At 69.2% G+C, this 24,730-nt stretch carries 22 protein-coding genes and 1 tRNA gene; 11 read left to right on the top strand and 12 right to left on the bottom strand.

Going from position 1 to position 24,730, the window contains the following annotated elements; genetic code table 11:
• Nucleotides 1-6: 6 nt before the first annotated feature.
• From ACVFYP_RS20805 to ACVFYP_RS20785, 5 genes are all read left to right on the top strand, one after another.
• A complete protein-coding gene (locus ACVFYP_RS20805) occupies nt 7-339 on the top strand; it encodes a hypothetical protein (protein WP_499202131.1) in 333 nt (110 codons plus the stop codon).
• Between the two features lie 37 nt (nt 340-376).
• On the top strand, nt 377-967 hold the full coding sequence (locus tag ACVFYP_RS20800; RefSeq protein ID WP_499202130.1) for a LysE family translocator: 591 nt from the start codon (nt 377-379) through the stop codon (nt 965-967).
• A 56-nt stretch (nt 968-1,023) separates the two neighbouring features.
• Complete coding sequence (locus tag ACVFYP_RS20795; protein ID WP_499202546.1) at nt 1,024-2,181, top strand: acyl-CoA dehydrogenase family protein; 1,158 nt, start codon at nt 1,024-1,026, stop codon at nt 2,179-2,181.
• Nucleotides 2,182-2,285: 104 nt separating this feature from the next.
• A complete protein-coding gene (locus ACVFYP_RS20790) occupies nt 2,286-2,888 on the top strand; it encodes a hypothetical protein (RefSeq protein WP_499202129.1) in 603 nt (200 codons plus the stop codon).
• A 63-nt stretch (nt 2,889-2,951) separates the two neighbouring features.
• Nucleotides 2,952-4,085 carry a CaiB/BaiF CoA transferase family protein gene (locus tag ACVFYP_RS20785; protein WP_499202128.1) on the top strand — a complete coding sequence of 378 codons (1,134 nt, stop codon included), beginning with the start codon at nt 2,952-2,954 and terminating at the stop codon, nt 4,083-4,085.
• Between the two features lie 303 nt (nt 4,086-4,388).
• Here ACVFYP_RS20785 and ACVFYP_RS20780 read toward each other — a convergent pair whose 3' ends face one another.
• Nucleotides 4,389-5,264: an N-formylglutamate amidohydrolase gene (locus tag ACVFYP_RS20780; RefSeq protein WP_499202127.1), complete on the bottom strand. Its 876-nt coding sequence runs from the start codon at nt 5,262-5,264 to the stop codon at nt 4,389-4,391.
• Nucleotides 5,265-5,380: 116 nt separating this feature from the next.
• Here ACVFYP_RS20780 and ACVFYP_RS20775 point away from each other — a divergent pair.
• The 3 genes from ACVFYP_RS20775 to ACVFYP_RS20765 all read left to right on the top strand — a co-directional run bounded on the left by ACVFYP_RS20775 (nt 5,381) and on the right by ACVFYP_RS20765 (nt 7,103).
• Nucleotides 5,381-5,455: transfer RNA gene (locus ACVFYP_RS20775), tRNA-Val, on the top strand.
• A 131-nt stretch (nt 5,456-5,586) separates the two neighbouring features.
• Nucleotides 5,587-6,660, top strand: coding sequence for a tartrate dehydrogenase (locus tag ACVFYP_RS20770; protein ID WP_499202126.1), 1,074 nt, complete (start codon nt 5,587-5,589; stop codon nt 6,658-6,660).
• Between the two features lie 203 nt (nt 6,661-6,863).
• Nucleotides 6,864-7,103, top strand: a complete 240-nt coding sequence (locus tag ACVFYP_RS20765; protein ID WP_216877764.1) for a hypothetical protein — start codon at nt 6,864-6,866, stop codon at nt 7,101-7,103.
• A gap of 60 nt (nt 7,104-7,163) precedes the next feature.
• Here ACVFYP_RS20765 and ACVFYP_RS20760 read toward each other — a convergent pair whose 3' ends face one another.
• Entirely contained in the window at nt 7,164-8,495 is a 1,332-nt protein-coding gene (locus ACVFYP_RS20760; RefSeq protein ID WP_499202125.1) for a carbohydrate porin, read from the bottom strand.
• 120 nt (nt 8,496-8,615) lie between these two features.
• On the bottom strand, nt 8,616-12,587 hold the full coding sequence (locus ACVFYP_RS20755; protein ID WP_499202124.1) for a PAS-domain containing protein: 3,972 nt from the start codon (nt 12,585-12,587) through the stop codon (nt 8,616-8,618).
• A 149-nt stretch (nt 12,588-12,736) separates the two neighbouring features.
• On the opposite strand from ACVFYP_RS20755, the gene ACVFYP_RS20750 reads away from it, so the two are divergent.
• On the top strand, nt 12,737-13,477 hold the full coding sequence (locus tag ACVFYP_RS20750) for a response regulator (RefSeq protein ID WP_499202123.1): 741 nt from the start codon (nt 12,737-12,739) through the stop codon (nt 13,475-13,477).
• Nucleotides 13,478-13,479: 2 nt separating this feature from the next.
• Here the strand turns inward: ACVFYP_RS20750 and ACVFYP_RS20745 are convergent, their stop codons facing one another.
• Both ACVFYP_RS20745 and cuyB read right to left on the bottom strand, forming a co-directional pair.
• Nucleotides 13,480-14,598: a mechanosensitive ion channel family protein gene (locus ACVFYP_RS20745; protein WP_499202122.1), complete on the bottom strand. Its 1,119-nt coding sequence runs from the start codon at nt 14,596-14,598 to the stop codon at nt 13,480-13,482.
• Between the two features lie 94 nt (nt 14,599-14,692).
• Nucleotides 14,693-15,409 carry a cysteate racemase gene (gene cuyB / locus ACVFYP_RS20740; protein ID WP_499202121.1) on the bottom strand — a complete coding sequence of 239 codons (717 nt, stop codon included), beginning with the start codon at nt 15,407-15,409 and terminating at the stop codon, nt 14,693-14,695.
• Between the two features lie 47 nt (nt 15,410-15,456).
• Here cuyB and dctP point away from each other — a divergent pair, with 47 nt between their 5' ends.
• On the top strand, nt 15,457-16,437 hold the full coding sequence (dctP, locus tag ACVFYP_RS20735; protein ID WP_499202120.1) for a TRAP transporter substrate-binding protein DctP: 981 nt from the start codon (nt 15,457-15,459) through the stop codon (nt 16,435-16,437).
• Here the strand turns inward: dctP and ACVFYP_RS20730 are convergent, their stop codons facing one another.
• Entirely contained in the window at nt 16,438-17,208 is a 771-nt protein-coding gene (locus ACVFYP_RS20730) for a sulfite exporter TauE/SafE family protein (RefSeq protein ID WP_499202119.1), read from the bottom strand.
• Nucleotides 17,209-17,299: 91 nt separating this feature from the next.
• Between ACVFYP_RS20730 and ACVFYP_RS20725 the strand changes: the two genes are divergently transcribed.
• Nucleotides 17,300-18,121, top strand: coding sequence for a sulfite exporter TauE/SafE family protein (locus tag ACVFYP_RS20725; protein ID WP_499202545.1), 822 nt, complete (start codon nt 17,300-17,302; stop codon nt 18,119-18,121).
• A gap of 36 nt (nt 18,122-18,157) precedes the next feature.
• Here the strand turns inward: ACVFYP_RS20725 and ACVFYP_RS20720 are convergent, their stop codons facing one another.
• From ACVFYP_RS20720 to ACVFYP_RS20695, 6 genes are all read right to left on the bottom strand, one after another.
• Complete coding sequence (locus ACVFYP_RS20720; protein WP_499202118.1) at nt 18,158-18,622, bottom strand: GNAT family N-acetyltransferase; 465 nt, start codon at nt 18,620-18,622, stop codon at nt 18,158-18,160.
• Nucleotides 18,610-20,274, bottom strand: a complete 1,665-nt coding sequence (locus ACVFYP_RS20715; RefSeq protein WP_499202117.1) for an ABC transporter permease — start codon at nt 20,272-20,274, stop codon at nt 18,610-18,612. The genes ACVFYP_RS20720 and ACVFYP_RS20715 overlap by 13 nt, the downstream gene beginning before the upstream one ends.
• Before the next feature lie 16 nt (nt 20,275-20,290).
• A complete protein-coding gene (locus tag ACVFYP_RS20710) occupies nt 20,291-21,304 on the bottom strand; it encodes an ABC transporter substrate-binding protein (RefSeq protein ID WP_499202116.1) in 1,014 nt (337 codons plus the stop codon).
• Nucleotides 21,305-21,495: 191 nt separating this feature from the next.
• Nucleotides 21,496-22,146, bottom strand: a complete 651-nt coding sequence (locus ACVFYP_RS20705; RefSeq protein ID WP_499202115.1) for a hypothetical protein — start codon at nt 22,144-22,146, stop codon at nt 21,496-21,498.
• Between the two features lie 440 nt (nt 22,147-22,586).
• Nucleotides 22,587-23,894 carry a citrate synthase gene (gene gltA / locus ACVFYP_RS20700; RefSeq protein ID WP_499202114.1) on the bottom strand — a complete coding sequence of 436 codons (1,308 nt, stop codon included), beginning with the start codon at nt 23,892-23,894 and terminating at the stop codon, nt 22,587-22,589.
• 151 nt (nt 23,895-24,045) lie between these two features.
• Nucleotides 24,046-24,612 (bottom strand): thermonuclease family protein, encoded by a 567-nt coding sequence (locus ACVFYP_RS20695; RefSeq protein WP_499202113.1) that lies wholly within the window; start codon nt 24,610-24,612, stop codon nt 24,046-24,048.
• Nucleotides 24,613-24,730: the final 118 nt, after the last annotated feature.

The raw sequence follows: 24,730 nt of genomic DNA, 5'->3' as shown, positions 1-24,730 counted from the left end.
GGCGCGTTGGCGCTCGGCACGCAGATCTTCAGTGGCGGCTTCACCACCCGTCCGGGCATGGAGGCCTATGTGAAGGCTGGCCCCAGGGTCGGGGCGGAACGCCTGGCCAGCGATCTGCTGGCGGCGCATCCGCCGGGCAGCAATCTGGGCCCCTTGCTGGCGCAGTTGCAGACCTACGGCTTCGAATGCCTGCCGGTGCGGCAGGATGGCATCGCCGAATCCTGCCGCTACCGCGCCCGCTGGGGCGACAGCCAGTTGCTGACCGCGACGGTGGAGCTGGGGCATGATGGGCTGGTGGTGCAGACCATCGTCGCCCGCATGGCGCTCTCCGCCAACTGAGCTTTCACAAGGTCAGTATCACTGTCACGATAAGCGCATGGATTGGTTGCCCCTCTTCGGTTTCGCCATCGCCTCCTCGGTCACGCCGGGGCCGAATGTGCTGATGGTTGCCGCCTCCGCCGCCGCGCATGGGCTGCGGCGGGTGTGGCCGCATATGCTGGGCATCACCTTCGGCTTCGGTGGCATGATCCTGCTGGTGGGGCTCGGCCTCGCCGGGCCGCTGCTGGCCAGCCGCACCTTGCATGAGGTGCTGCGCTGGGCGGGTGCGCTCTGGCTGCTCTGGCTGGCCTGGAAGATCGCCACGGCGCCTCCGCCCAGCGCGGCCACCGGGCCGGTGAAGCCGCCGCTGGGCTTTGTCGGCGGGGCGCTGTTCCAATGGGTGAACCCCAAGGCCTGGATGATCGCCGCCGCCGTGGTGCCGGCCTTCACCCGGCCGGGGGAGCCGATGCTGCCGCAGGTGGTGGCGATTTCGCTGGTCTTCCTGAGCATCACCTTGCCCTGCCTGCTGGTCTGGGCCGGTATCGGCGTGGGTACTGGCCGCCTGTTGCGCAAGCCTGCCCATCTGCGCGCCTTCAACATCGCCATGGCGCTGCTGCTGGTGGCCAGTCTGGTGCCGATGCTGCGGTAGACTCGCGGCGGTTCGCACCGTAATCCCGGGGCAGACCGGGGAGACATCCGATGGACATGCACCAGACCACCGCCGATCCGCATGCCGAGATCCGGGAGGAAGTCCGGAAACTCTGCGCGCGTTTCCCCGGCGAGTATTGGCGGGAGCTGGATGCGCGGCGCGGCTACCCCACGGAATTCGTCAACGCCCTCACCGAGAGCGGCTACCTGGCCGCCCTGATCCCCGAGGAATTCGGCGGTGCCGGCCTGCCGCTTTCGGGCGCCGCGGCGATCCTGGAGGAGATCCAGGCCAGCGGCTGCAACGGCGCCGCCTGCCATGCGCAGATGTACATCATGGGCACCATCCTGCGGCACGGCAGCCCGGCGCAGAAGGCGCAGTACCTGCCGGGCATCGCGGAGGGCAAGCTGCGCCTGCAGGCCTTCGGCGTGACGGAGCCCACCAGCGGCACCGACACCACCGCGCTTCGCACCACGGCCCGTCGCGAAGGCGACCGCTACATCATCAATGGCCAGAAGATCTGGACCAGCCGGGCGGAGCATTCCGACCTGATGCTTTTGCTGGCCCGCACCACGCCGCGTGACCAGGTGGCGAAGAAGACCGATGGCCTGTCCACCTTCATCGTCGACATGCGAACCGCCAAGGGCCTCACCATCCGCCCGATCCGCACGATGATGAACCACAATTCCTGCGAGGTCTTCTTCGACAATATGGAGGTGCCCGCGGAGAACCTGCTGGGCGTCGAGGGCAAGGGCTTTCGCTACATTCTGGACGGGATGAATGCCGAGCGGCTGCTGATCGCCGCCGAATGCATCGGCGATGCCAAGTGGTTCACCGCACGCTCCGCCGCCTATGCCAAGGAACGCGTGCTGTTCGGCCGCCCGATCGGCCAGAACCAGGGCGTGCAATTCCCCATCGCCAAGGCCTATGCCCAGATGCGCGCGGCGGAGGCCATCGTGCAGAAGGGCCTCGCCAAGTTCGAGCGCGGTGAGAACTGCGGCGAGGAGGCGAATATGGGCAAGATGCTGGCCGCCGAGGCGAGCTGGGCCGCCGGCGAGGCCTGCATCAACACCCATGGCGGCTTCGGCTTCGCCGAGGAATACGACATCGAGCGCAAGTTCCGCGAGACGCGGCTCTACCAGGTGGCGCCGATCAGCACGAACCTGATTTTGTCCTACATCGGCGAACACGTTCTGGGGATGCCGCGGAGCTACTGAGCCCGGTCACTCGTCTCGTTGTTGAAACCGGTTCCGCCGCGAGTTAGCGTCCCGCCCCACAACCAGGGGGCGAGGCGCGGCGTATGTCCAGACCCATGAACAAGATGGGCACCATCAACCAGGGTTGGGGTGTCTGCGGTTTCACGAGCACCTTCTACGCCATGTTCGCCCAGAACAAGGGCAGACGGCCGGAGCTCAACAACGCCAACCGCGCCTTCAATGTGCTCGCCGAAATCAAGACCTATCTGATGCTGCTGAAGGCCGAGAATAGTCAGCTGCTCGGTGACATCACCCGCTTCACCCAGAGCTTCGGCGGCACCTTCGCCACCTTCGACATCGACGCCTATATCACGAAGATCAACGGCTCGGTCGGCATGAGCGAGGCCACGATCATGGCCGATAGCGGCTTCGGAATCGCCATGCCGCCGCTCGCGGTCAAGGACTATATCGAACGCATGTGGGGCGCGAAGGCGACCATCTCGCAGATGATGGCCAATTCGCCGCCCGCGGGTAACGGAATCGTCGGCGTCACGCGCGGCCTCTATGCGGGCGGCGCCACCCTGCCACTGCCGCATGACGGGCTGCGGCACTGGATGTACCAGCATGCCGGCAAGATCTTCAGCTGGGGCCAGGTGTTCGCGGACGTCGCCTCCGCCGACAGCCAGGGCGTCTGGACGGTCTGCGTCTTCATCAAGGTGGATGCTTGATCCGCCGCGCTTAACGCGCCCGCCCGCGAATGCCATGATCCGCCCCTGACAGAGGGGGAACGCATGACGCAGGCCAGACCGCTTGAGGGCCTTCTGGTCGTCGCCATGGAACAGGCCGTCGCCGCGCCGACCTGTTCCGTGAAACTCGCCGATGCCGGCGCCCGGGTCATCAAGATCGAGCGTGCGGAGGGCGACTTCGCCCGTGGCTACGACAAGGCGGCCGCCGGCCAGTCCAGCTATTTCGTCTGGCTCAACCGGGGCAAGGAATCCCTGGTGCTGGATATCAAGCAGCCGTGCGACAAGGCACTGCTGGCCCGGCTGCTCGCGAAGGCCGATGTCTTCATCCAGAATCTCGCCCCCGGCGCCATGGCCCGCGCCGGCTTCGGCAGCGCGGAGCTTCGCCAAAGGCATCCGCGCCTGATCACCGTCGATATCTCCGGCTATGGGGAGGAAGGCGATTACGCGGCGATGAAGGCCTATGACCTTCTGGTGCAGGCGGAATCGGGGCTGGCGGCCGTCACCGGCCATCCGGCGGGGCCGGGCAGGGTGGGTGTCTCGGTCGCCGACATCGCCTGCGGCATGAACGCCCATGCGGCGGTGCTGGAGGCGCTGATCGCCCGCGGCATCACCGGCCAGGGCAGCGGCATCGCCGTGTCACTGTTCGACGGCATCGCGGATTGGATGAACGTGCCGCTGCTGTATTTCGAAGGCACGGGCCGGGCGCCGGAGCGTGTCGGGCTCGCCCATCCCTCCATCTGCCCCTACGGCGCCTTCGCCACGGCGGACGGCGCGCTGGTGCTGATCTCGATCCAGAATGAACGCGAATGGGCCGCGCTCTGCACCGGCTTCCTGGATGCGCCGGGGCTGCCCGCGACCCCCGGCTGGCGCAGCAACACCGAAAGGGTGGCGAACCGCCCGGCGGTGGATGCGCGCGTGGCGGAGACATTCGCCGGCATGACGCGGGCCGCTGCCGCCGCACGGCTGAACGCGGCCGGCATCGCCTATGGCTTCGTCAATGGCGTGGCCGAACTCGCGACGCATCCCGCGTTGCGCCGCCTGGTGGTGGACACGCCGGGTGGTGCCGTGCCGGTGGCAGCCCCGGCGGCGCGCCTGGCGGGCGTGGCGCGGGCCTACGGCCCCGTGCCCGCGCTCGGCGCCCATAGCGCCGCTATCCGCGCCGAATTCGCGGAGGGCTGACCCCCGCGGCCCGGCGCGGGGCCGGCGTCATGGGTATGTCATCGGCGCATATCTGCATTGCAACATTCCGCTAATGCTGCACTGCAAAAAACCCCTTGCGAGACCCGGGGCTTCCGACTAGATTGTGCATCGCAGCAACACGGCGTTGCCGGGTTGTCTGTCTTTCTTGGACGTTTCCTCCCTAAACTCGGCGGAGCCGCAAGGCTCCGCCTTTTTTTTCGTCCAGGGTCCGAGGCGCAGGATTCCGGATGCGGCGGGGGCGAGTCAAGGCTTATCGTATACGCGACGTGAAGACCGTGCCGCTCAGCGAAGCGCGGTCCAATCCGCCTTGGCCAGCACGCCGATCAGCCGGCTGATGTCCCGCGTCAGGGCCTGCATGCCCGGCGCCCGTTCCAGCCTCGCCTCATTCATATACAGGCTGCGCGCGATCTCGATCTGCAGCGCATGCACCCCCTCCCGCGGCCTGCCGTAGTGGCGGGTGATATAGCCACCGGCATAGGGGTCGTTGCGCCGCACCCGGTAGCCGAGGCCGCCCAGCGTTTCCTCCACCAGGCGGGTCGCGCGCGGGGCGCAGGCGGTGCCATGCGCGTCGCCCAGCACGAAGTCGGAGGGATTGCTGCCATGCGCCGGATGCGCCGGCATGGAATGGCAGTCGATCAGCAGGCAGAAGCCGAAGGCGGCGCGGGTCTCGGCGATCAACTCGGCCAGAGCGGTGTGATAGGGCTGCCAGTACTGCCGCACCCGCGCCTCTGCCTCGGTGAAGGCCAGCTTGTGGCGATAGACCGGCTCGCCGCTCGCCACCACGCGGGCAATGGTGCCGAGGCCGGCACCGACGCGCGGGCTGGCGCTGTTCACCCAGGCGGGCAGGGGGCCATCGAACATGCCGGGATCCAGCTCCCACGGCTCGCGATTCGCGTCGCAGAAGACCCGGGGGAAGGTGGCCGTCAGCAGCGGTGCCCCGTAGGTGGGGGCGGCGGCGAACAACTCATCGACGAAGCAGTCCTCGCTGCGTCGCAGGGCGCGCGGGTCCAGCCGGGAATCGGCCAGGAAGGCGGCGCTGTAATGGCTGCCGGAATGCGGCGAGCAGAACACCAGCGGCACGCTCTGCCGTGACGGACGCGCCACCTGAAAAGGCGGTGGGTCAGGCGGCAAGGTCGTGGCGGGAAGTGGCATATCCATCGGTGGCGCGATCAAGCCACAGGGCGGGGCGCATTGTCATCCCCGCTCGATTCCGGCCCGCATCGGGCGGGGTTGCGCTAGGCCTCCGGCTTGGCTATTGCACCGCCTCGCTGGATGGGCGCGTAGCTCAGCGGTAGAGCATCGCCTTGACACGGCGGGGGTCACAGGTTCAATCCCTGTCGCGCCCACCATCCAGCGCTCTCCCCCCTTTCCTTTGACGCTGTCCTGCATGCCTTTGCGTGTGCGGGCGTTTTGCTGTGCCGGGCTTGCCGACGGCCCTCCATGGCGGCAGTTTCGCGCCGGAACCGTCGGAGACAACGCCATGACCCGCAAGACCCATCGAATCGCCGTGCTGCCCGGCGATGGCATCGGCAAGGAGACGGTGCCGGAGGGGCTGCGGGTGCTGGATGCGGCGGCGCGGCGCTTCGGCTTCGACCTGGAACTCAGCCATTTCGACTGGTCCTGCGAGACCTATGCCCAGACCGGCAAGATGATGCCGGAGGATGGCCTCGACCAGCTCGCGAAGTCGGACAGCGTCTTCCTCGGCGCCGTGGGCTGGCCCGGCGTGCCGGACCATATCTCCCTCTGGGGCCTGCTGATCCCGATCCGGCGGGGCTTCGACCAGTATATCAGCCTGCGCCCCTGCAAGCTGATGCCCGGCGCCCGCACCCCGCTGGCCGACCGCACCCCCGCCGATATCGACTTCTACGTGGTGCGCGAGAATACGGAGGGCGAGTATTCCTCCACCGGCGGCAAGATGTTCCCGGGCACGGAGCGTGAATTCGTCACCCAGGACAGCGTCTTCACCCGCGTCGGCGTCGATCGCGTGCTGAAATACGCCTTCGAGCTGGCGATGACCCGGCCGCGCCGGAAGCTGACCAGCGCCACCAAGTCCAATGGCATCACCTTCACCATGCCGTACTGGGACGAGCGATTCGCCGAGATGGCGAAGAACTATCCGGGCGTGACCACGGACCAGTTCCATATCGACATCCTCTGCGCCCATTTCGTGCAGCATCCGGACTGGTTCGACGTGGTGGTCGGCTCCAATCTGTTCGGCGACATCCTGTCCGATCTCGGCCCGGCCGTGGCGGGGTCCATCGGCATCGCGCCCTCGGCCAATATCAACCCGGAGAAGAAATTCCCGAGCATGTTCGAGCCGGTGCATGGCAGCGCGCCGGACATCGCCGGCAAGTGGATCTGCAACCCGATCGGCCAGATCTGGTCCGGCGCGATGATGCTGGAACATCTCGGTGAGAAGGCGGCCGCCGACTCCATCGTCAAGGCGATCGAGACGCTGCTGGCGGAAGGCGGCCCGCGCACCCGTGACATGGGGGGCAATGCCGGCACGGTCGATGTCGGCAAGGCGCTGGCGGAGGCCGTTTCCAAGGGCTGACTCACGACGCGGCGGGCCAGGGAGGGGCGGCTGATCGAAGCCGCCCCTACGAATGATGCAGCGCGTCACTTGAATATCGGCGCCGCCTCGTCGTATAACTTTCATAGCAGTTGAGAATTATTCGCAACTGCATCGCATCGTAGCTTCGCATCTTAGTTGCGCATCACATCGCATCCCCGCCCAGCGGGAAGACGGGAGTGCCCATGGGCCGCGAATTCAGTCACATCGGTCGCCGCTGCGAACGCGCCGTCGTCACCGCCTATCGCGAGTTGCGCGATGGCGGCAATGCCGACCTGGCGGCCTTCACCGCCTGCACGACCCTGTACCGCATCCATCACCCCGAATCCTCCGTCACCGAGGCGCGGCGGCTGGTGGCGGAGTGGATCGACCATCATGTGGTGCAGGGCATGACCACCGAGGCGCCCGGCTGCGATTGCGACTGACCTCAATTGCGAATGATTCGCAATTGAGGTCAGGGATGGCGCCATGTGGCGCCGGGTCCGTCAGAAAGTCGCCGTCACCCGCAGGCCCAGCAACACGGCGTCGGGCAGGGCACGCGCCGCGTCGCGCCGCTCATCCGGGTCGCCGGCCGCGGGGTTGAACAGAAGTTGCACCAGCGGCCGGACCGAAAGCCGATCCGGGATCACCGCGAGGTCGTAGTTCAGCTCCAGCACCGCCTCATGGTCCCGCACCAGGCGCGTCGCGCCGAAGGCGATCTGCTCGCGGTCGAAGCTGCGCGAATCCCGGCCGATCCGCGCCCAGGAAAGACCGAGCGACAGCGTATCCTCGCCGCGTCCGAAGGCGCCGTGCCAGGCGAGGCCGCCATCGATCTGCAGATCCACCGCATTGCGATCCGCCGGCTGCGCGAAAACCCGGCCGAACAGCGCGACATGCCCTTCCTGCCCGCGCCAGGCGACCACCTCCCCTAGCGCATAGCCACCATGGTTGCTGCCGAAGCGGCGCGGCACGCCGTTGCCCTGCGGATCGGCGAGGGACAGGCCCGTCTCGTCGAAGCGCGGCGAGTCGAAGCCGCCATTGTGGTACCAGCCGCCTAGCTTCAGGACCCAGGGGCGCGGCCCGTCCTCCGGCGCCTCGCCACCGGTCACCGCCTCTGCGATCAGGAAGGCGCCGCCGGTGTCGCTGAAGGTCGTGCCATAGCGGTTATGCCGCTGCGGATCGGTCGCTTCGCCGTGCCGGCCACCTGGATCGCCGGAGAAGATGCCGAGGCGCACCCCGCTCGCGGCCTCCGGATCGCCGAGCGCCAGCCGCAGCCCAGGCGTGGCCAGCGGATAGGCGGGGCCGCCAGAGGGCAGCGCGCCGGCCAGGGCCACCGGCCAGCCGAAGGTGCCGTTGACCAGCTTGCCCGCGGCTTCCGAGGTGGCGAATTCGCTGTCGGCGGCGAGCTGCCCGAAGCGCAGCGAACCCCAGCCTTCCACCCGCCGCTCCAGCCAGATTTCGAACAGGCGGACCGTCGACAGCGCCTCGATATTGCTGGCCGGCGCCAGGCTGCCGGCCAGGGTCGGAGTCGGCTGGCGGCCCATGATGCCGATCGCGCTGACGGCGGCGTGCCAGCCCTCAAGCCCGGCCATCGTCTCCAGATCGGCCGTCAGGCCGAGGCGCAGTTGCCCGATCGCGGCGACGCCGGTCCGCACCCCACCCCGGACCGAGCCGATGATGTCGAGCGTCGCTTCCGCCGAGGCGCAGAGGCCAGTGGCAAGCGGCCGGCCCTCCTCGCAGGCCTCGGCGTGAAGGGGCGCGGGGTGGGCGACGGCGAGGCCCAGCGCCAGCACGCACGCCGCGAAGCAGGGGACACCCGCCATTCGAAACTTGGTCATCACAGTGCCCCCGTAAGCCCCGCCGTCTGGAGCGTCGACTTCAGAATCGATACCAGCGCGCAAACTGGTCCGCAATGACCCGAATGTAGCCTGTGCTTCAAACCGCCGGAATGGCGCCGCTCACCCCGCCGCCTGCACCGCCGCCAGGGTGCGCTCCGCCAGCGCCGGCAGCCGCGAGGCGGCGCCCGCCGCCGCATCCTGATTGCCATCGCGCGCGGCCAGCTCCACCACCGCCAGCAGATCCGCCAGGGGTCGCGCGCCGGCCATACGCGCCGCGCCCTTTAGGCGATGCGCCGCGGCCGCCGCGCCCGGCAGGTCGGCGGCGGCCAGGGTGGCGGCCACCGCCTCCACATCCCGTTTCACACCCTCCCGGAAACTCGCCAGCAGCCCGGCCAGCCGCTTCGGATCGGCTCCGAACAGGCTGCGCAATGCCTCCGGATCGAACAGCGGCGCGGTTTCCACCGGGGGCGGGCCGGGCTCGACGCCCTGCGTGGCCGCGCGGTCCGGCAGGAAGCGCGCCAGGGTGCGGCCCAGCAGGTCGAGTGCCAGGGGCTTGGCCAGGAAGCCATCCATCCCGGCGGCGTAGCAGCGCTCATCCTCGCCCTTCAGCGCATTGGCGGTCACCGCGATCAGGGCAGCGCGGCCGAGCTCCGGTTGCGCCGCCTCGTCCCGACGGATGGCACGCGCCAGATCCAGCCCATCCATCACCGGCATGTGCAGGTCCACCAGCACGAGCCGGTGTCGCTTGGCGCGCCATTGCGCCAGCCCCTGCGCCCCGTCCTCCGCCATATCGGCCTGGCAGCCGAGCAGCTCCAATTGCCGGGCCAGCACTTCCCGGTTCACGGGATGGTCGTCGACCACCAGCAGGCGTGGGATATCCGTGCTCGCGGTGGCGGCGGGCAGGCTGGGCAGTGTCTCGGCCACGGCGCCGGCATCCGTCGCCTCGACGATTCCGAGCCGCAGCGTGACGGAGAAGCGGCTGCCCCGCCCTGCCGTGCTCTCCACCGAGACATCGCCGCCCATCAACTGCGCCAGCCGCCGGACGATCGACAATCCAAGCCCCGTGCCCCCGAAGCGCCGCGTGGTGGAGGTATCGGCCTGGGCGAAGGGCTGGAACAGCTTTCCCAACTGCTCCGGCGTCATGCCGACGCCGCTGTCCTCCACCATCAGGGAAACCAGCACCGCATCCCCGGACCTGCTGGCGGAAGCGCGCAGCCGCACGAAGCCCACATCGGTGAACTTGATGGCATTGCCGACCAGGTTGAACAGGATCTGCCGCACCCGCACCGGGTCACCGCAGACCATGTCCGGCGATTGCGGCGTCGCCGGCCCGATCGGATCGGCGAAGAGCAGCAGGCCCCGGCGCTTGGCCTCCACCGTCAGCGTATCGACCGCGCCCTCCACCAGCCCGCGCAGGGAGAAGGGCAGGGCCTCCAGCTCCATCCGCCCCGCCTCGATCTTCGAGAAGTCCAGCAGGTCGTCGATGATGCGCAGCAGCGATCCGGCGCTTTCGCGGATCACCGCGATGCAGCGTTCCTGCGCCGGGCCGGGCGGCGTGCGTTCCAGCACTTCCAGCATGCCGAGCACGCCGTTCATCGGGGTGCGGATTTCATGGCTCATCGCGGCGAGGAAGGCGGATTTGGCGCGGTTGGCCCCTTCGGCCGCATCCCGCGCGGCGGCCAGTGCGCTTTCCACCCGCTTGCGCTCCGTCACGTCCATATAGGTCCGCACCGCGCCGCCATCCTCCATGGTCCGCGCATGCACCTCGATCACCGTGCCGTCGCGGCGGGCGCGTTCGTAGCGCTCCTCGTTCAGCGCCTCTCCGGCGATGGCGCGGCGGGCTTCCTCGATGCGGTGCTCGGACCCGTCATAGTCGCCGCGCGCATGCTGGAAGGCGACCAGCTCGCCGAAGGGCACGCCGGGCTGGGCCAGATGCGGCGGCAGGGCCAGGATCTCCGCCGCGCGGCGGTTCATCACCCGCACCCGGCGGTCGGGGTCCACCATGACCAGGCCCTGGCTCATATGCTCGATGGTCGCGGCCATGGCGTTGTTGGTCGCGCGCGCCTGGTCCCGTGCTGCGGCCAGCGCCGCCTCCTGCCGCTGACGTTCCGTCACATCGGTCAGGGTGCGGACGGAACGGCCATCGGGCAGGCGCACCGATTCCACGGCCAGCACCGATCCATCGCGGCGGCGGCGAATGAACTGGCCGACCGGCAGCGGCGCGCCCGCCATCACCGCCTGGGCGCGTTCGGTGTTTTCCGGGCTGTCCTCATACTCGCCGCTGCCGAGCTGCCAGGCGGTGATGTGTTCCAGCGGCGTCCCTTCCTGCGCCAGTTCCAGCGGCAGGCGCAGCAATTCGATGGCGCGGCGGTTGATGACCTGCACCTTGCGGTCGGGCGAGAACATCACCAGCCCCTGGCTCATATTCTCGATGGTCGCCGACAGCGCCGCCTCCGCCGCCCGAGCCATGTCGCGCGCCTGGCGCAGCTCCGCCTCCCGCGCCTGGAGGCGGGAGACGTTGCGGTAGGTGGACAGCACGCTGCCATCCGGCAGCCGCTGGCGCGTGATCTCCACCCAGGCGCCGGAGGGGGCGATGCGGATGTCGCTTTCGCCGACGGGGTTCAGGATGGCCTGCACGCGGCCCTCCACGGCGGCCTCCAGCGGCGCGCCCTCGGCCGGCGGCGTGCCGTAGTCGCCGCGGCGGTGCATCAGGCGCAGGATCTCGCGCCCATCGGCGCCCGGCACCGTCAGCTCCTCCGGAATGCCGTAGAAGCCGGCGAGCTGGCGGTTGAGCAGGCGCACGTGCAGGTCGGGGCCCCAGAGCACCAGCCCGTCATTCATCGTGTCCAGCACCAGCTCATGCGTCACGCGGGCGGCCTGCAACTCCTCCTCCCGCGCCTTCAGGGCGGAGATGTCGCGATAGATCACCAGCACGCCGCCATCCGGGGTGGGGACGGAGGAGGCCTCGATCCATTCGCCCTGGGCACCGCGGATCATTTGCGGGGCCTGGCCGGGCTGGCGGGCCAGTGCCAGGCGCTGTTCGACCAGCGCCTCGAAGGCCGCCTCATCCGTCGGCACAGGGCCGAGGTCGCCGCGCCGCAGCCGGTAGCGCATGGCCTCCACGGCCGAAGCGCCGGGCGTGCCCAGCTCGGCGGGCAGATCGAACATGCGGATGGCGGCGCGATTGCCCAGGCGGAAGGTCAGGTCCTGGTTCATCAGCACGACACCATCGGTCATGCTGTCGAGGATGAGCTGGTACGTGGCGCGCGCTTCCGCCAGCTCCTGCTCCCGCTGCTTCAGCTCGGTGATGTCGCGGTACATCAGCACCGCGCCGCCACCTTCCATAGGCACGCTTTTCACTTCCAGCCAAAGGCCGGAGGCCGCCTGGCGAATATAGGAGACGCCGCCCGGCCGGTTGAGCAGCGCGGCGCGGCGCGCCACCCGCTCCTCCAGCTCCGCCTCGTTGCCGGGGGGGGCGCCGAACTCGCCGCGCTGGTCCTGGTAGCGCATCACATCGAGGATGTTGACGCCCTTATAGGCGAGGTGATCCGGGAAATCGCCGACCCGCAGCGTCTCCCGATTCCAGAACTGCAGCCGCATATCGGCGTCCCACATCACGACGCCGTCGGTGATGTGGTCGAAGGCGGTCTGCAGCACGGTCTCAGCGGCGGCAAACTCCGCCTCGCGGCGCTTCACATCGGAAATATCGGTCGCCGTGAGCACAAGGCCGTGAGACAGGCGCCGCAGATGGATGCGGAACCATTGCCCTCGTGGCGTCAGCCAGTCCAGATTGCGCCCGTCACCAAGGCCCGGCGGCAGCCAGGTTGCGGGGTTCTCCGCCGCTGCGATGGCGGGGTTAAGGGCCGCGCCGGCGCGGCCGATGGCGGTCAGCAGGTCGTCGAGCCTGTCGGGCGGCGTGCTGTCGGGACCCTCCTCGGGCAGCAGCCAGGGAAGGCAGGCATTGGCGGAAACCAGCCGGCCGTCGGCGGCGAACAGCGCGAAGGGCCCGGCGAGATTCGCCAGCGCCTCCGCCTGCAAGGCGGCGAGCTCAGCCGCCGGCAAGTTCCCGGCGGAGCGGGCGATATGGAGCATCACGGCATCATGCCCGAATCCGAAGTAACTTGTGTTTCATCGTCCCCCGCGCAGTGTTTCACCTGTTTCGCGTAAAACCGACCTTTGACGGGACTCGCCGGGCTTTGTAACGGAGCATTTCGGACAGCGCGCAGGCGGGGATAGATCCTATGGCTGGTGGCACGACCAACCTCCTCGTTGTCGAGGACGACCCGTTTCAGCGCGAGACCATCTGCGCCTATCTGGCCGGGCAGGGTTTTGCGGTGGAAGGGGTGGCCGATGGCCGCGCTTGCCGCGCCGCGGTGGCGGCGGGGATGCCGGATGCTGCGCTGCTCGATGTCGGACTGCCGGGCGGGGAGGATGGCTTCGCCCTGGCGCGCTGGCTGCGAGGCCAATCCGGGCTGCTCGGTATCATCATGCTCACCGCCGCGGGCGATCTGGTGGACCGTGTGGTCGGCCTGGAATCCGGTGCCGACGACTATATCACGAAACCCTTTGAGCCGAGGGAACTGCTGGCCCGGATTCGCGCCGTGATGCGCCGCGCCGGGGCGGAGAGCGCCGCCCAGGCCGCACAGAAGCCTGAGGCGCTGCCGCCCGGCAAGGTCCGCATTGGCGGGGCCGTGCTGGATCTGCGCCGCGGCCTGCTGCTGACGGCGGAAGGCCGGGAGGACACCCTGACCGAGGGCGAGTTCGCCCTGCTGAAGCTGTTCGTCGAAAATCCCAACCGCGCTTTGCACCGCGACTGGCTGCTGGAGCGCACCTCCGGCGATGAGGAGCCGGAGGCCTTCGACCGCGCCATCGACCTGCGCATCATGCGGCTGCGCCGCAAGGTGGAGCGCAATCCCACCCGACCGATGGCGATCCGCACCGTGCGGGGCGTGGGCTATCTGTTCGACCCTGAAGCCGTCTGAGCTCAGGCGGCCCGTATCCGCCGCGCGACTTCGCTGCGCACCGCGATCGGGCGCTCCTGATGGCCTTCCAGCTCGGCGCGGTTGCGCGGCAGGGCATGCGGATATTCCTGCTGGAGGAAGGCGATCATCTTCTCCCGCACCTCGCAGCGCAGGTCGAAGGTCCGGCCGGCATTGGTCGAGCTGACCAGCATGCGCACCTCCATGGTCTGCGGCCGCAAGTCGGTGACCTGCATGTTCACCACTCGCTTGTCCCAGAGGGGTGAGGCGGCGGCGATCTCGTTCAGCTTGCGGCGCATGGCCTCGATCGGCGCGGTGTAGTCCACATGGATCATCGCGGTGCCGATCAGGCTGGCGCTTTCGCGCGTCCAGTTCTGGAAGGGATGTTCCAGGAAGTAGCTCAGCGGCAGCACCATCCGGCGCCAGTCCCATAGCCGGATGACGACATAGGTTGCCGTCACCTCCTCCACATTGCCCCATTCGCCCTCGACGATCACCGCATCCTCCAGCCGGATCGGCTGCGTCACCGCCAGCTGGATGCCCGCGACCAGATTCTTCAGCAGAGGCTGAAGCGCAAGGCCCAGCACCAGGCCGGCGGCACCGGCCGAAGCCAGCAGCGACACGCCGTACTGCCGGACGCCCTCGAAGGTCATCAGCGCCACGGCAATGGTGATCGTCATGATCAGCCAGCCGGCCACGCGCTGGAGGATGCGCGACTGCGTCGTGTGCTTGCGGGCGAGGAGGTTGTCCTCCGAATCCAGCTTGAAGCGGCGCAGATAGATGGTGGTCCAGATATGCAGCACGGTCCGCGCTACCCAGCCCACCAGGAAGATGAAGCAGACCAGCAGCAGATGCCGGGACATGCTGGCCTGGCCGAAGCTCAGCGGCGCGACGCTGACGAAAAAGCCCAGGCAGATGATGATGAGGGCGAGGCGGATCGGCCCCTCCGTCCGCTGCACCAGGGACCGCCAGAACAGGTCCTTTTCGCTGACCAGATTGGTGGCAAGGCGGAAGATGATCCGCTTGGCCAAAAGAGCAGCCCCGATCGCGATGGCGAAGAGCGCGAGGCTCAGTAGCCAGTCCGGGATCCAGTAGAGCGTTGCGATGAAGCGGCGTGTGGCCAAGGTGAAATTGTCCAAGGGCACCCCCGATTATGCTGCGTTGCGGTAGTTCACCTTCCTTGAAAGCCCCAACGCAACCGAAGTTGCCTGGCGTCGTTCACATCGCGTGTGAAGCAGGGCGCCCGGCCCAGCCGATCGCGGCCCGCGCCAGCCCATCGATGGTATCGCAGACCGGGAAGGGTAAAGCCGGGCCAGCGGCGATGCCCAGGGGGATTTCGGTGCAGCCCAGCACCACCGCGCGCGCGCCGCGCGCGACTAGGTTGCGCGCCGCTTCCGCCAGAGGCACATAAGCTTCCGTGACGCGATTGGCCTTCACTTCCGCGATGCCAGGGGAGACTAGCCGCGCCATCTCCGCGTCATCAGGCACCAGGCAGTTCCAGCCGCGCGGTTCCAGCCTTTCCTGATAGAGCCGCATCGCCAAGGTGCCAGCGGTGCCCATCAACCCGATCGGGCCGGGGGCGACGCCAACTCGGAAAAGTTCGGCCTCCGCCGCATCGACGATGTGCAGGATCGGCAGGGGGGTCGCCGCCTGCATCGCCTCGAACCAGCCATGCGCGGTGTTACAGGGGATGGCGATGGCGCCGCAGCCGGCGGTCTCCAGGCCGCGAATGCCGCGCAGCAACGCGGGCAGGGGGTCCTCGCCGCCGGCAATCCGCGCCGCGGTGCGGTCCGGCACACGCGGGTCGGACCAGAGCACGGCGGGGATATGGTCCTGGTCGCGCGCCGCATCGGTCAGCAGCGTCAGCCGCAGCATGAACTGCGCCGAGGCCAGCGGCCCCATGCCGCCCAAAACACCAAGACTTTGTTCCGCCATCACCCGAGTCCCGTCCTATGCTGATGGCGACACCGGAGTCCCGCCCCATGCGCCGCCGCAGCCTGATCGCCCTGACCGCCACCATGCCCCTGCTGTCGATGACCCAACAAGCTGCCGCCCAGCAGAGTGGGGGCGCCTGGACCGCCGCCACCGAATATCCGGCCGGCGCGATGCCGGCCGAGGGCCTGGTGCGGCTGGCGGAGACGGCGAAGCCGCTGGAGATCACACCGGCCTTCGACGCGCCGGGCGGCGTGCGCTCCGCCGCCATGCCGCGGGCGGTGGCGGAAGGGCGCTTCGCCATCGGCGATGCCTTCGCGGGCGCCCTGGGCGAGCTCGACCCGGTCTTCCTGCTGTCCTCGCTGCCCTTCCTGGCGACCTCGGCCGATGAGGCGAAGCGGCTGCTGGCCGCCGCCCGCCCGGCCTATCTGGCGGCGCTGGAAAAGCTCGGCGTCACCCTGCTGCATTGCACGCCCTGGCCGCCCACCGGCATCTGGTCCCGCCGCCCCATCGCCACCCCGGCCGATCTGCGCGGGTTGAAGGTGCGGACCTATGACGCGACGGGCACGGAGACGCTGCGCTCGCTGGGCGCCGAGGCGGAGCTGCTGAGCTTCCAGGCGGTGGCGACGCGGCTGGCCGATGGCTCGCTGGATGCCGTGCTGTCCTCCGGCGATGGCGGGGCCGGGCGGCGGCTGTGGGAGCATCTGCCGCATTTCACCGAGATCGGCTACGCCATGCCGGTCAGCCTGGCCTTCGGCGATCCGGCGAAGCTGCGGGCGCTGGAGGATGGCCAGCGCGCCGCCCTGGAACGCGCCGCGACCCGCACCGAGGCCGGCCTCTGGACGCTGCTGGAAACCCGTGACGCGGCGAACCAGGCGCGCATGCGCCAGAACGGCGTCACCATCGCCCGCCCCGGCGCGCCCCTGCTGGCGGCGCTGAAGGAGGCCGGCGGCAAGGCGGTGCGGGACTGGGAAGCGAAGGCGGGCGCCGCGGGTGGCGAAATCCTCGCAGCCTATCGCACGGGGGGCTGATCAGAAAATCCCGGCCAGACCGTCCCAGACCAGCTTCGTGCCGGTGACGCCCAGCATCACATAGACGATGCGGTAGAAGACCTTGTCGCTCATCCGCGATTGCAGCCAGATGCCGAGCTTCACCCCGAGCGGGGCCATCGGCAGCAGCAGCAGGCTGGTCAGCAGGTTGGTGACGGAAAGCTGGCCAAGCAGGGCATAGGGGATGAGCTTCACGTAGTTCATCACGGCGAAGAAGACGACGGTGGTCGCCGCCAGCGTCGCCCGGTCCAGCCGCAGCGGATACATATAGACCGCCAGCGGCGGCCCGCCGGCATGGGCCACCGTGCTGGTCAGGCCGGAGACCATGCCCCAGAAGCCACCGCGCAGCCGGCTGGGCGTGGCCGGCGCCGGCGTGGCGCGGCCGGGCCGCGCCTGCCACAGGCTGCGCGCCAGGAAGGCCAGCGCGATGCCGCCCACCATCAGCTTCACCGCCGCATTGCTCATCAGCCCGAACACCGCCGCCCCCGCGGCGATGCCCAACAATCCGCCCGGCAGGATGATGCGCAGCTGATCGACGCTCCACCGCCCCCACCAGGCGCGGATGGAGGAGATGTCCATCGCACAGAGCACCGGCAGCGCGATGCCGGCGGCCTGCGGCGCCGGCACGATCAGCGACATCAGCGGCACCGCGACATTGCCGGCACCGGAGGCGAAGCCGCCCTTGCTGACCCCGGTCAGCAGGAAGGCGGGCAGGGCCAGCGCCCAGAACCAGGGATCGTCGATGATGGGCAAGCGGATGACCCCGGGATGACGCGGTGGGAGGCCGGGTGTATGGCACGCCCACCCTACGCCCGCATCAGGAGTTGCCGTCCCCGTGGAGCATATGACCGACCCCTATTGGCTGGCGGGGCTTGCCGTCGCCATGGCGATCACCGGGCTGATCTCCGGCACCCTTGCGGGGCTGCTGGGCGTTGGCGGCGGCATCGTCATCGTGCCGGTGTTGTTCAACGTCTTTCCGCTGTTCGGCATTCCGGAGGCGGTGCAGATGAAGCTGGCCGTCGGCACCTCGCTCGCCACCATCATCCCGACCAGCATCCAATCGGCGCGCAAGCACTACGCCAAGGGCACCATGGATGTGCCGCTGTTGAAATCGCTGGCGCCGTCGATCGGTTTTGGCGTGCTGCTCGGCACCTTCCTGGCGATCTGGCTGAAGGGTGAGGCGCTGACGCTGGTCTTCGCCGTCATCGCCATTCTCGTCGCGCTCAACATGGGCTTCACCGGCGTTGAGTGGAAGCTGCGCGAAACCTTCCCGACCGGCCCGCTGCGCCATGGCCTCGGCGGCTTCATCGGCACGGTCAGCGCCATGATGGGCATCGGCGGCGGCACGGTGGGCGTGCCGATCCTGTCGATGTTCGGCGCGCCGATCCGCAGCGCGGTCGCCACCGCCAGCGCCTTCGGCATCATCATCGCGGTGCCGGCCACCATCGGCTTCGTCTATGGCGGCTGGAACGATCCCCTGCTGCCGCCGCTGAGCCTTGGCTATGTGAACCTGATCGGCTTCGCGCTGATCGTGCCGAGCTCGATGATCGCGGCGCCCTGGGGCGTGCACCTGGCGCATACCATCCCGCCGCTGCTGCTGAAGCGGGCCTTTGCGGCGTTTCTGTTCCTGACGGCGGCGCGGATGTTTTATTCGCTGGCGGTGTGAATTACCGATGTGGTCGGGCGCGGGCGCGCCCACCACTCAGGGACGCCGGGCCTGGAAAAAGGTCTTCCCGCCCCGCTGAAATCCAGCAGCCTCGTAGAAGCGCAGCGTCGCTTCCTGCCTGGAACCGGTCGCCAGCATGACCTTGTAGGCGTTGGCGGCCCAGGCCGCGTCCAGCGCCGCGCGCAACACAAGACAGCCCAGACCCCGCCGGCGAAACGCGGCGTCGGTCACCACATTCTCGATGACGCCATAGGGCCTGCCGCCCCGGGTCAGGTTGGGCACGACCACCAGCGTGCAGGAGGCCACCAGCTGACCCCCCGCCTCCACCACGAAGACCGTGGTGAGCCCCGATTGCAGCAGAGCGCGCCATGGCCCTTCGGCAGCCTCAAGCGCCAGGGCCGGCTCCTCCGGGTGGAGATGCCGGTAAAGGTCGAGCATGCCGGAGAGATCGCCGTTCCTGGCGGCGCGGAGGACGATGTCCTGCTCCCTCACGGCCGCCACGGCAGCGTCCCCGCCGGAAGTCGCCGCGCGGCCAGCGTCGCCGCCGCCATCAGCGCCGCGCTCAACAGCAGCGCCAGACAGGACACGGCGGCGGCCAGGGGCGACTGGCCGCTTTCCTGCAGGCTGAACACCAGCACGCCCAGCGTCTGCGTCCCCGGCCCATAAAGCAGGGAGGAGACGGTCACCTCATTCACCGCCGTCAGTGCCACCAGGATGCCGCCGGCCGCCAGCGCCGGGGCCAGGGGCGGCAAATGAATCGACCACAGCCGGCGCCAGGGGCCGGCGCCCATGCCGCGCGCCGCTTCCTCCAGGATCGGATCCAGCCGAGCGGCGGCAGCCGCCGCCGGGCGCAGGGCCAGCGCCTGGAAGCGGGTGAGATAGGCGAACAGGATCAGCCCCAGCGTCCCATACAGCGCCCCACCGCCCGGCAAGGACAGCACGACAAGAATGGCGGCAACCCCGGTGCAGGCGCCCGGCAGCGCATAAGGCAGGTCGGTCGAGGTCGCGGCCAGCCGTACCGGCCGGGCGCGCAGCGTCAGCGCAATAGGCAGCGCCGCGGCGGCCAGCAGCAGCGCCGCGCCGGCCGAGAGCAGCAGGGAATTGCCGAAGGCCCGCCCGGTCTGCGCATCGGGTGCCACCGCCGCGACAAAATGGCGCATCGTGGCGGAGGTCGCGTTCAGCTCCATCCCCATGGCGGGCACCAGCGCGGCCGCCAGCAAGGCGAGCATCGGCACCGCCAGCACCACGAACAGATACAGCCCGACCGCGCTGAAAGCCGCCCCCCCGGCCAGGCCCGGCAGCGCCACCGCCGCGAAGGGCAGGCGGCCGGAGGCCGGGGCCCGCCGTGCCGCCAGGGCCTGTAACAGCAGCGCCGGCGCTGCCATGGCCGCCAGCAGCAGCGCCAGCGCCGCGGCCTCCGCCAGGGAGGCGGTGCCGCCGGAGGAGAGCCGCTGCCAGATCAGCACCGGCAGCACCGGAAACCGCGCCGGAATGCCGATCAGCGCCCCCACGCCGAAATTGCCCAGCGCCGCGACATAGGCCAGGCCCGCACCCGCCAGCAGCCCCGGCGCCAGCAGCGGCCAGACGGCGCGGCGCAGCGCAGCCTCCGGCGTCGCGCCCAGCCCGCGCGCCGCCAGCACCACCTCGCCCGGCACGCGGCGCAGCAAGGCGGCGGTGGCCAGCAGCACCAGCGGCGCGGATTGCACCGCCAGCAGCAGCGCCATGCCGAGCGGCGAGTAGATCGGATTGGGCGTACCGATGGGCGGCGCCAGATCCAGCGCCAGCAGCAGGGGGGAGGCAGGTCCGCCCGCCTGGATCCAGCCCAGCGCCATGACTTGCGCCGGCACCAGTGCCGGCAGCACCGCCAGGAAGATCAGCACGCGCCGACCCGGCAGGTCGCGCAGCAGCAGCGCCCAGACCAGCGTGGCACCGACCAGCGTCGCCAGCGCCGCCGCCGAGATCGACAAGGCGAGCGACCGCCAGGCCGCGCGCCAGATCGCCGCATCCGCCAGCGCCTGGGCCATGGCGGTGCCCGCCAGCGCCTCCGCCAGCAGTCGCGCCAGCGGCAAGGCGCCGATCAGCAGCAGCCAGCCGAGCGACAGGGCCGCGATCCCCCGCCCCAGGCCCGGGCCTGCCTCTCCCTCTCGCGTCAAGGTGCGACCGGCGGCCTCAGCCGCCGACCAGGGCGGCGAAGCGGCGCAGCAGGTCGGGCTGTTCCTCCGCCGCGCGGGCGGCGTCGAGCGGCATGATGCGGATCGACTTCGGGTCCGGGAAGCCGGCCGGCGGCGCGACCTCCGGATCGATCGGCAAGAAGCCCTGGCGTGAGGCCAGTTCCTGGCCCTGCCGGGACAGCAGGAAGTCGAGGAAGGCGATGGCCGCCGGGGCGTTGCGGGTCGTGGACAGGATTGCGGCGGGCTCGGTGATGGCGGAAACGCCGTCTTCCGGGAAGACGAAGCGCACCGGGGCGCCACGCGCCGCCTCGCGGATCGGCAGGTAGTCGATGGCGATGCCGAAGGCGCGCTCGGCGCCGGCCACCGCCTGCATCACCGGGCCATTGCCGCCGCGCGCCTGCACGCCATGGGCGACCAGCCGCTCCACATAGGACCAGCCGAGCGCCGGATTCTGCGCCAGCGCGCAGAGATGGATGGCGGCGGCGCCGGAGACGGCGGGGGAGGGCATCGCCACCTGGTTGCGGGCGCGGGGCTCCAGCAGGTCGGTCCAGGTCTTGGGCACGAAGGGGGCGCGGGCGTGATGGACGATGCCGGTGGTGATGAGCTTGGTGGCGAAGTAGCCGCGCGCCGCATCCACCTGCGCGGCCGGCGTGCCACCGAGTTGCACCTCCGGGCTCGGCCGCAGCCGGCCTTCCTGGCGCAGCCCCTCGAAGGTCAGGCTGTCGGCGAGCAGCAGCACGTCGGGGCGCGGCTGGCCGGCCGCGATCTCGGCGCGGAGCCGGGTCATGATCTGGCCGGTGCCGGCGCGGATCCATTCGACGGTGACGCCCGGATGGCGTGCGCGGAAGGCCTCCACCGTCTGCGCCGCATCGGGCTCCAATTGCGAGGTATAGAGCACCAGCGGGCCGGAGACGCCGGAGGAGGTCCCCTGGCCCAGCGCGGGCCTGCCGAGCAGCCCGGTGGCGGCGAAACCTGCCGCGGCCAAGCCGAAACCGCGCCTGTGAAGTGTCATTGATGCCCTGCCGTGACCGGATGCCCTGCCGCATCTAGAGCGACCGTGGCGGATCGGGCAGGGGGGATCTGTGAAGTTCCTGTTGCTTTTTCCGGGACCGTGGCCGTTAGGCCCGGACTAAAGGGGCCGCCAAGCCCTGATCGGCGCGGCGCCCCACCGCGCCGTGCCAATCCGGGACCGGCGATGCCGGGTCACGGGGGGGTCAGAAAATTCGCGCTGGCGCTGGCCCGACCGATCAGGGACTGCATCTCCGGCGCCTCATGACTGTCGACCGCCGTCAGCGCGTCCATCGGGCAGAAATACTCGTGCGGTTGCGGCATCTGGGACTTGGCGAAGCCGAGGTAATGGCGCGCCTTCAGGCCGTACAGCACCCGCACGTCGCGCACCGGCAGCACCAGTGGCTCCGTCGGCGCTTCCCGCAGCAGGCGGATCAGGCGCCAGCGCGGCGTCTCATCCTCCGTCCCCACCCGGTCCAGCATCCAGCGCAGCGGGCAGACCACCAGCAGCGAGGAAGTGGAGGGCGCGAAGCGCGCCCGCTTGTCCTGCAGGTTGGTGATGGAGCCGCAGGCCTCGATGCAGAGGATGTCGGCGTAGCGATCCGCCGGGTCCGGGCTGAAATGCAGCCAGAGGCCGTCCGGGATGGTCCGGTAGGTGTTGGTCCCCGGCAGCTTCAGAAAGGGCTGCGCCACCATCGAGAGGTCGCCCGGCCGCCCGCGCAGCCAGGTGCCCGGCTGCTTCGGGGTGCGGGTGATCCCGGGTGGACGCTGTGGCCAGAGCCGCAGGCGGCTGCGCACCAGCTCATCGAGTTCCTTGCCGGAGCCAAGGCGGAGTTTTTCGCTCATACGGTTTATGTCCCCTGTGAATATCAACCCTACGTAGATAGATTCCCTGAACGGGCGCCGACATCAAGGCGAAATTGCAAGGTTTTTTAAGAAAACACGCGCCGGGGTTGCAGACGACGTCAGGTTGCGCGGCACAGCAGAGGGGGACGGAAGCGCCTCGCGGCACCCCAAAAGCTGGCCCTCAATTGCAGCGGGTGATTTTTCCACAGGGATTCAATTGCTTGGCCCGGCGCGACAATTGCAGCGCCGGGGATTTCTCGATGTCGCAACGGCTGTGGCCCGGGATGCGGCTATCACCGGCTGTTCTGGCCCGTGCCGGAGCGGGGCCGGGCGGGGGCCGCCCGGGCATGAAAAAACCCCGCGCGGCAGGGCCGGCGGGGTTGTGCTTAAGGCTGGCCCGCCGCGCGGCATGGGTGCCGCGGGCGGGTTAGGCGGGGTCGTCAGCCGCGCTGCGGCACCTGGACATAGTCCCGCTGCGCCGGGCCGGTGTAGATCTGACGCGGGCGGCCGATGCGCTGGGCAGGGTCCTCGATCATTTCCTTCCACTGGCTGACCCAGCCCACGGTGCGCGCCACGGCGAAGATCACCGTGAACATGCTGGTCGGGATGCCCATCGCCTTCAGGATGATGCCCGAATAGAAGTCGACGTTCGGGTACAGCTTGCGGGAGACGAAATACTCGTCCTCCAGCGCCACCTTCTCCAGCGCCATGGCGAGGTCGAGCAGCGGCTCGTCCTTGATGCCGAGTTCGGACAGCACCTCGTGGCAGCTCTGCTGCATGATCTTCGCCCGGGGGTCGAAGTTCTTGTACACGCGATGGCCGAAGCCCATCAGCTTCACGCCGGAGTTCTTGTCCTTCACCTTGGCGATGAAGTCCGGGATGTTGTCGACATGGCCGATCTCGGCCAGCATCTTCAGCACCGCCTCATTGGCGCCGCCATGCGCGGGGCCCCAAAGCGCCGCGATGCCGGCGGCGATACAGGCGAAGGGGTTGGCGCCGGTGGAGCCGGCCAGCCGCACGGTGGAGGTGCTGGCATTCTGCTCATGGTCGGCATGCAGGACCAGGATGCGGTCCATCGCCTTCGCCAGGGTGGGGGAGACCTTGTATTCCTCGGCCGGGACCGAGTTCAGCATGTGCAGGAAGTTGGCCGCGTAGGACAAGTCGTTGCGCGGATACACGAAGGGCTGGCCCTGGCTGTACTTGTAGGCCATGGCGGCGATGGTCGGCACCTTCGCGATCAGGCGGAAGGCTGCGATCTCGCGCTGATGCGCGTCATTGATGTCGAGGTTGTCGTGGTAGAAGGCGGCCAGCGCGCCGACCACACCGCACATGATCGCCATGGGATGCGCGTCACGGCGGAAGCCGTTGAAGAAGTTGCGGATCTGCTCATGGACCATGGTGTGATAGGTCACACCCTTGCGGAACTTCGCGAGCTCGTCCGCGGTCGGCAGGTTGCCGTTCATCAGCAGGTAGCAGACCTCGATGAAGTCCGAATTCTCTGCCAGCTGCTCGATCGGGTAGCCGCGATACAGCAGTACGCCCTCGTCGCCATCGATATAGGTGATCTGGCTCTCGCAGCTCGCCGTCTCGCCATAGCCGGGGTCGAAGGTGAAAACGCCGAGATCGGCGTAGAGCTTGCGGATGTCGACGACATCCGGGCCGACCGTTCCCTTCAGAATGGGCAGGCTGGTACTGCGGTTGGACCCGTCGAGGGTAAAGGTGACGGACCCGTTGGCCGTGACGGTCATGGCTTGCTTCCTCGCAGGCAGGGGGCGGTGGCACTCGCCTTACTCGCGCCACCGTTATGGTGCAACGCAAGATAGGAGCCTCTTTGCCTGCTTGGCAACGTGGGGGGCGATGAACAGTTGGGCGAGCCCGCCGCGAGCCTTACCGCCGCCGTCAGTTGCGGCGGCGCCAGGCCTCCGGCCGGGTGAAATTGCCGGCCCAGAGCCCACGCCCGGACAGGCGCGCGGCGGCTTCCACCGCCTGCATGGCCAGTTCGTCCTCGCCATAGGACAACGCCCAGCCGGCGCCGACCAGGCCGGTGTTCAGCTCCGCCCCGCCGGCGCTGCAACGGCCCAGGCCGCGGCCGTAGCGGTCGCGGCCATGCACCCGGCACAGCACCGACCGGCCATTGACCAGACGGGACAGCGCTTCCGCCGCCGCCGCGCCGCAATCGAACCAATTGCCCTGCGCATCGGTGCAGGACTGGCCGCGTTCCGGTGCGTCGATGCCGGACAGGCGCAGGGTGCGATCCCCCAGCCGCAGGGTGTCGCCATCCACCACGCGCACCTCCGCGGCCAGGGCCGACCAATCCTGTTCTCGGGGTGCCGAACCCATCAGATCGGGCGGCAGCCCGATGCCCGACAGGGCGGCGACGATCAACACCCCGGCGAGCGCGACGAAGGGCGCGCGCCAACGACGCGGGGTGGGGGCGGGGCGGAAAATGCGACGGCGTCGGAACACGGGGAGGATGCGCTGCCTGATGCTGCTGAGCCGGCATGCCCGCCGGATAGGCTACGGGTAACCCAAGCGCGGATGAACGCGCAACCCATTCATTTATATTAAATCTTAGGCGAAAATC

The sequence above is a fragment of the Roseomonas sp. F4 genome, assembly GCF_053891155.1.
This window is presented reverse-complemented; position numbering and strand designations above follow the sequence as displayed.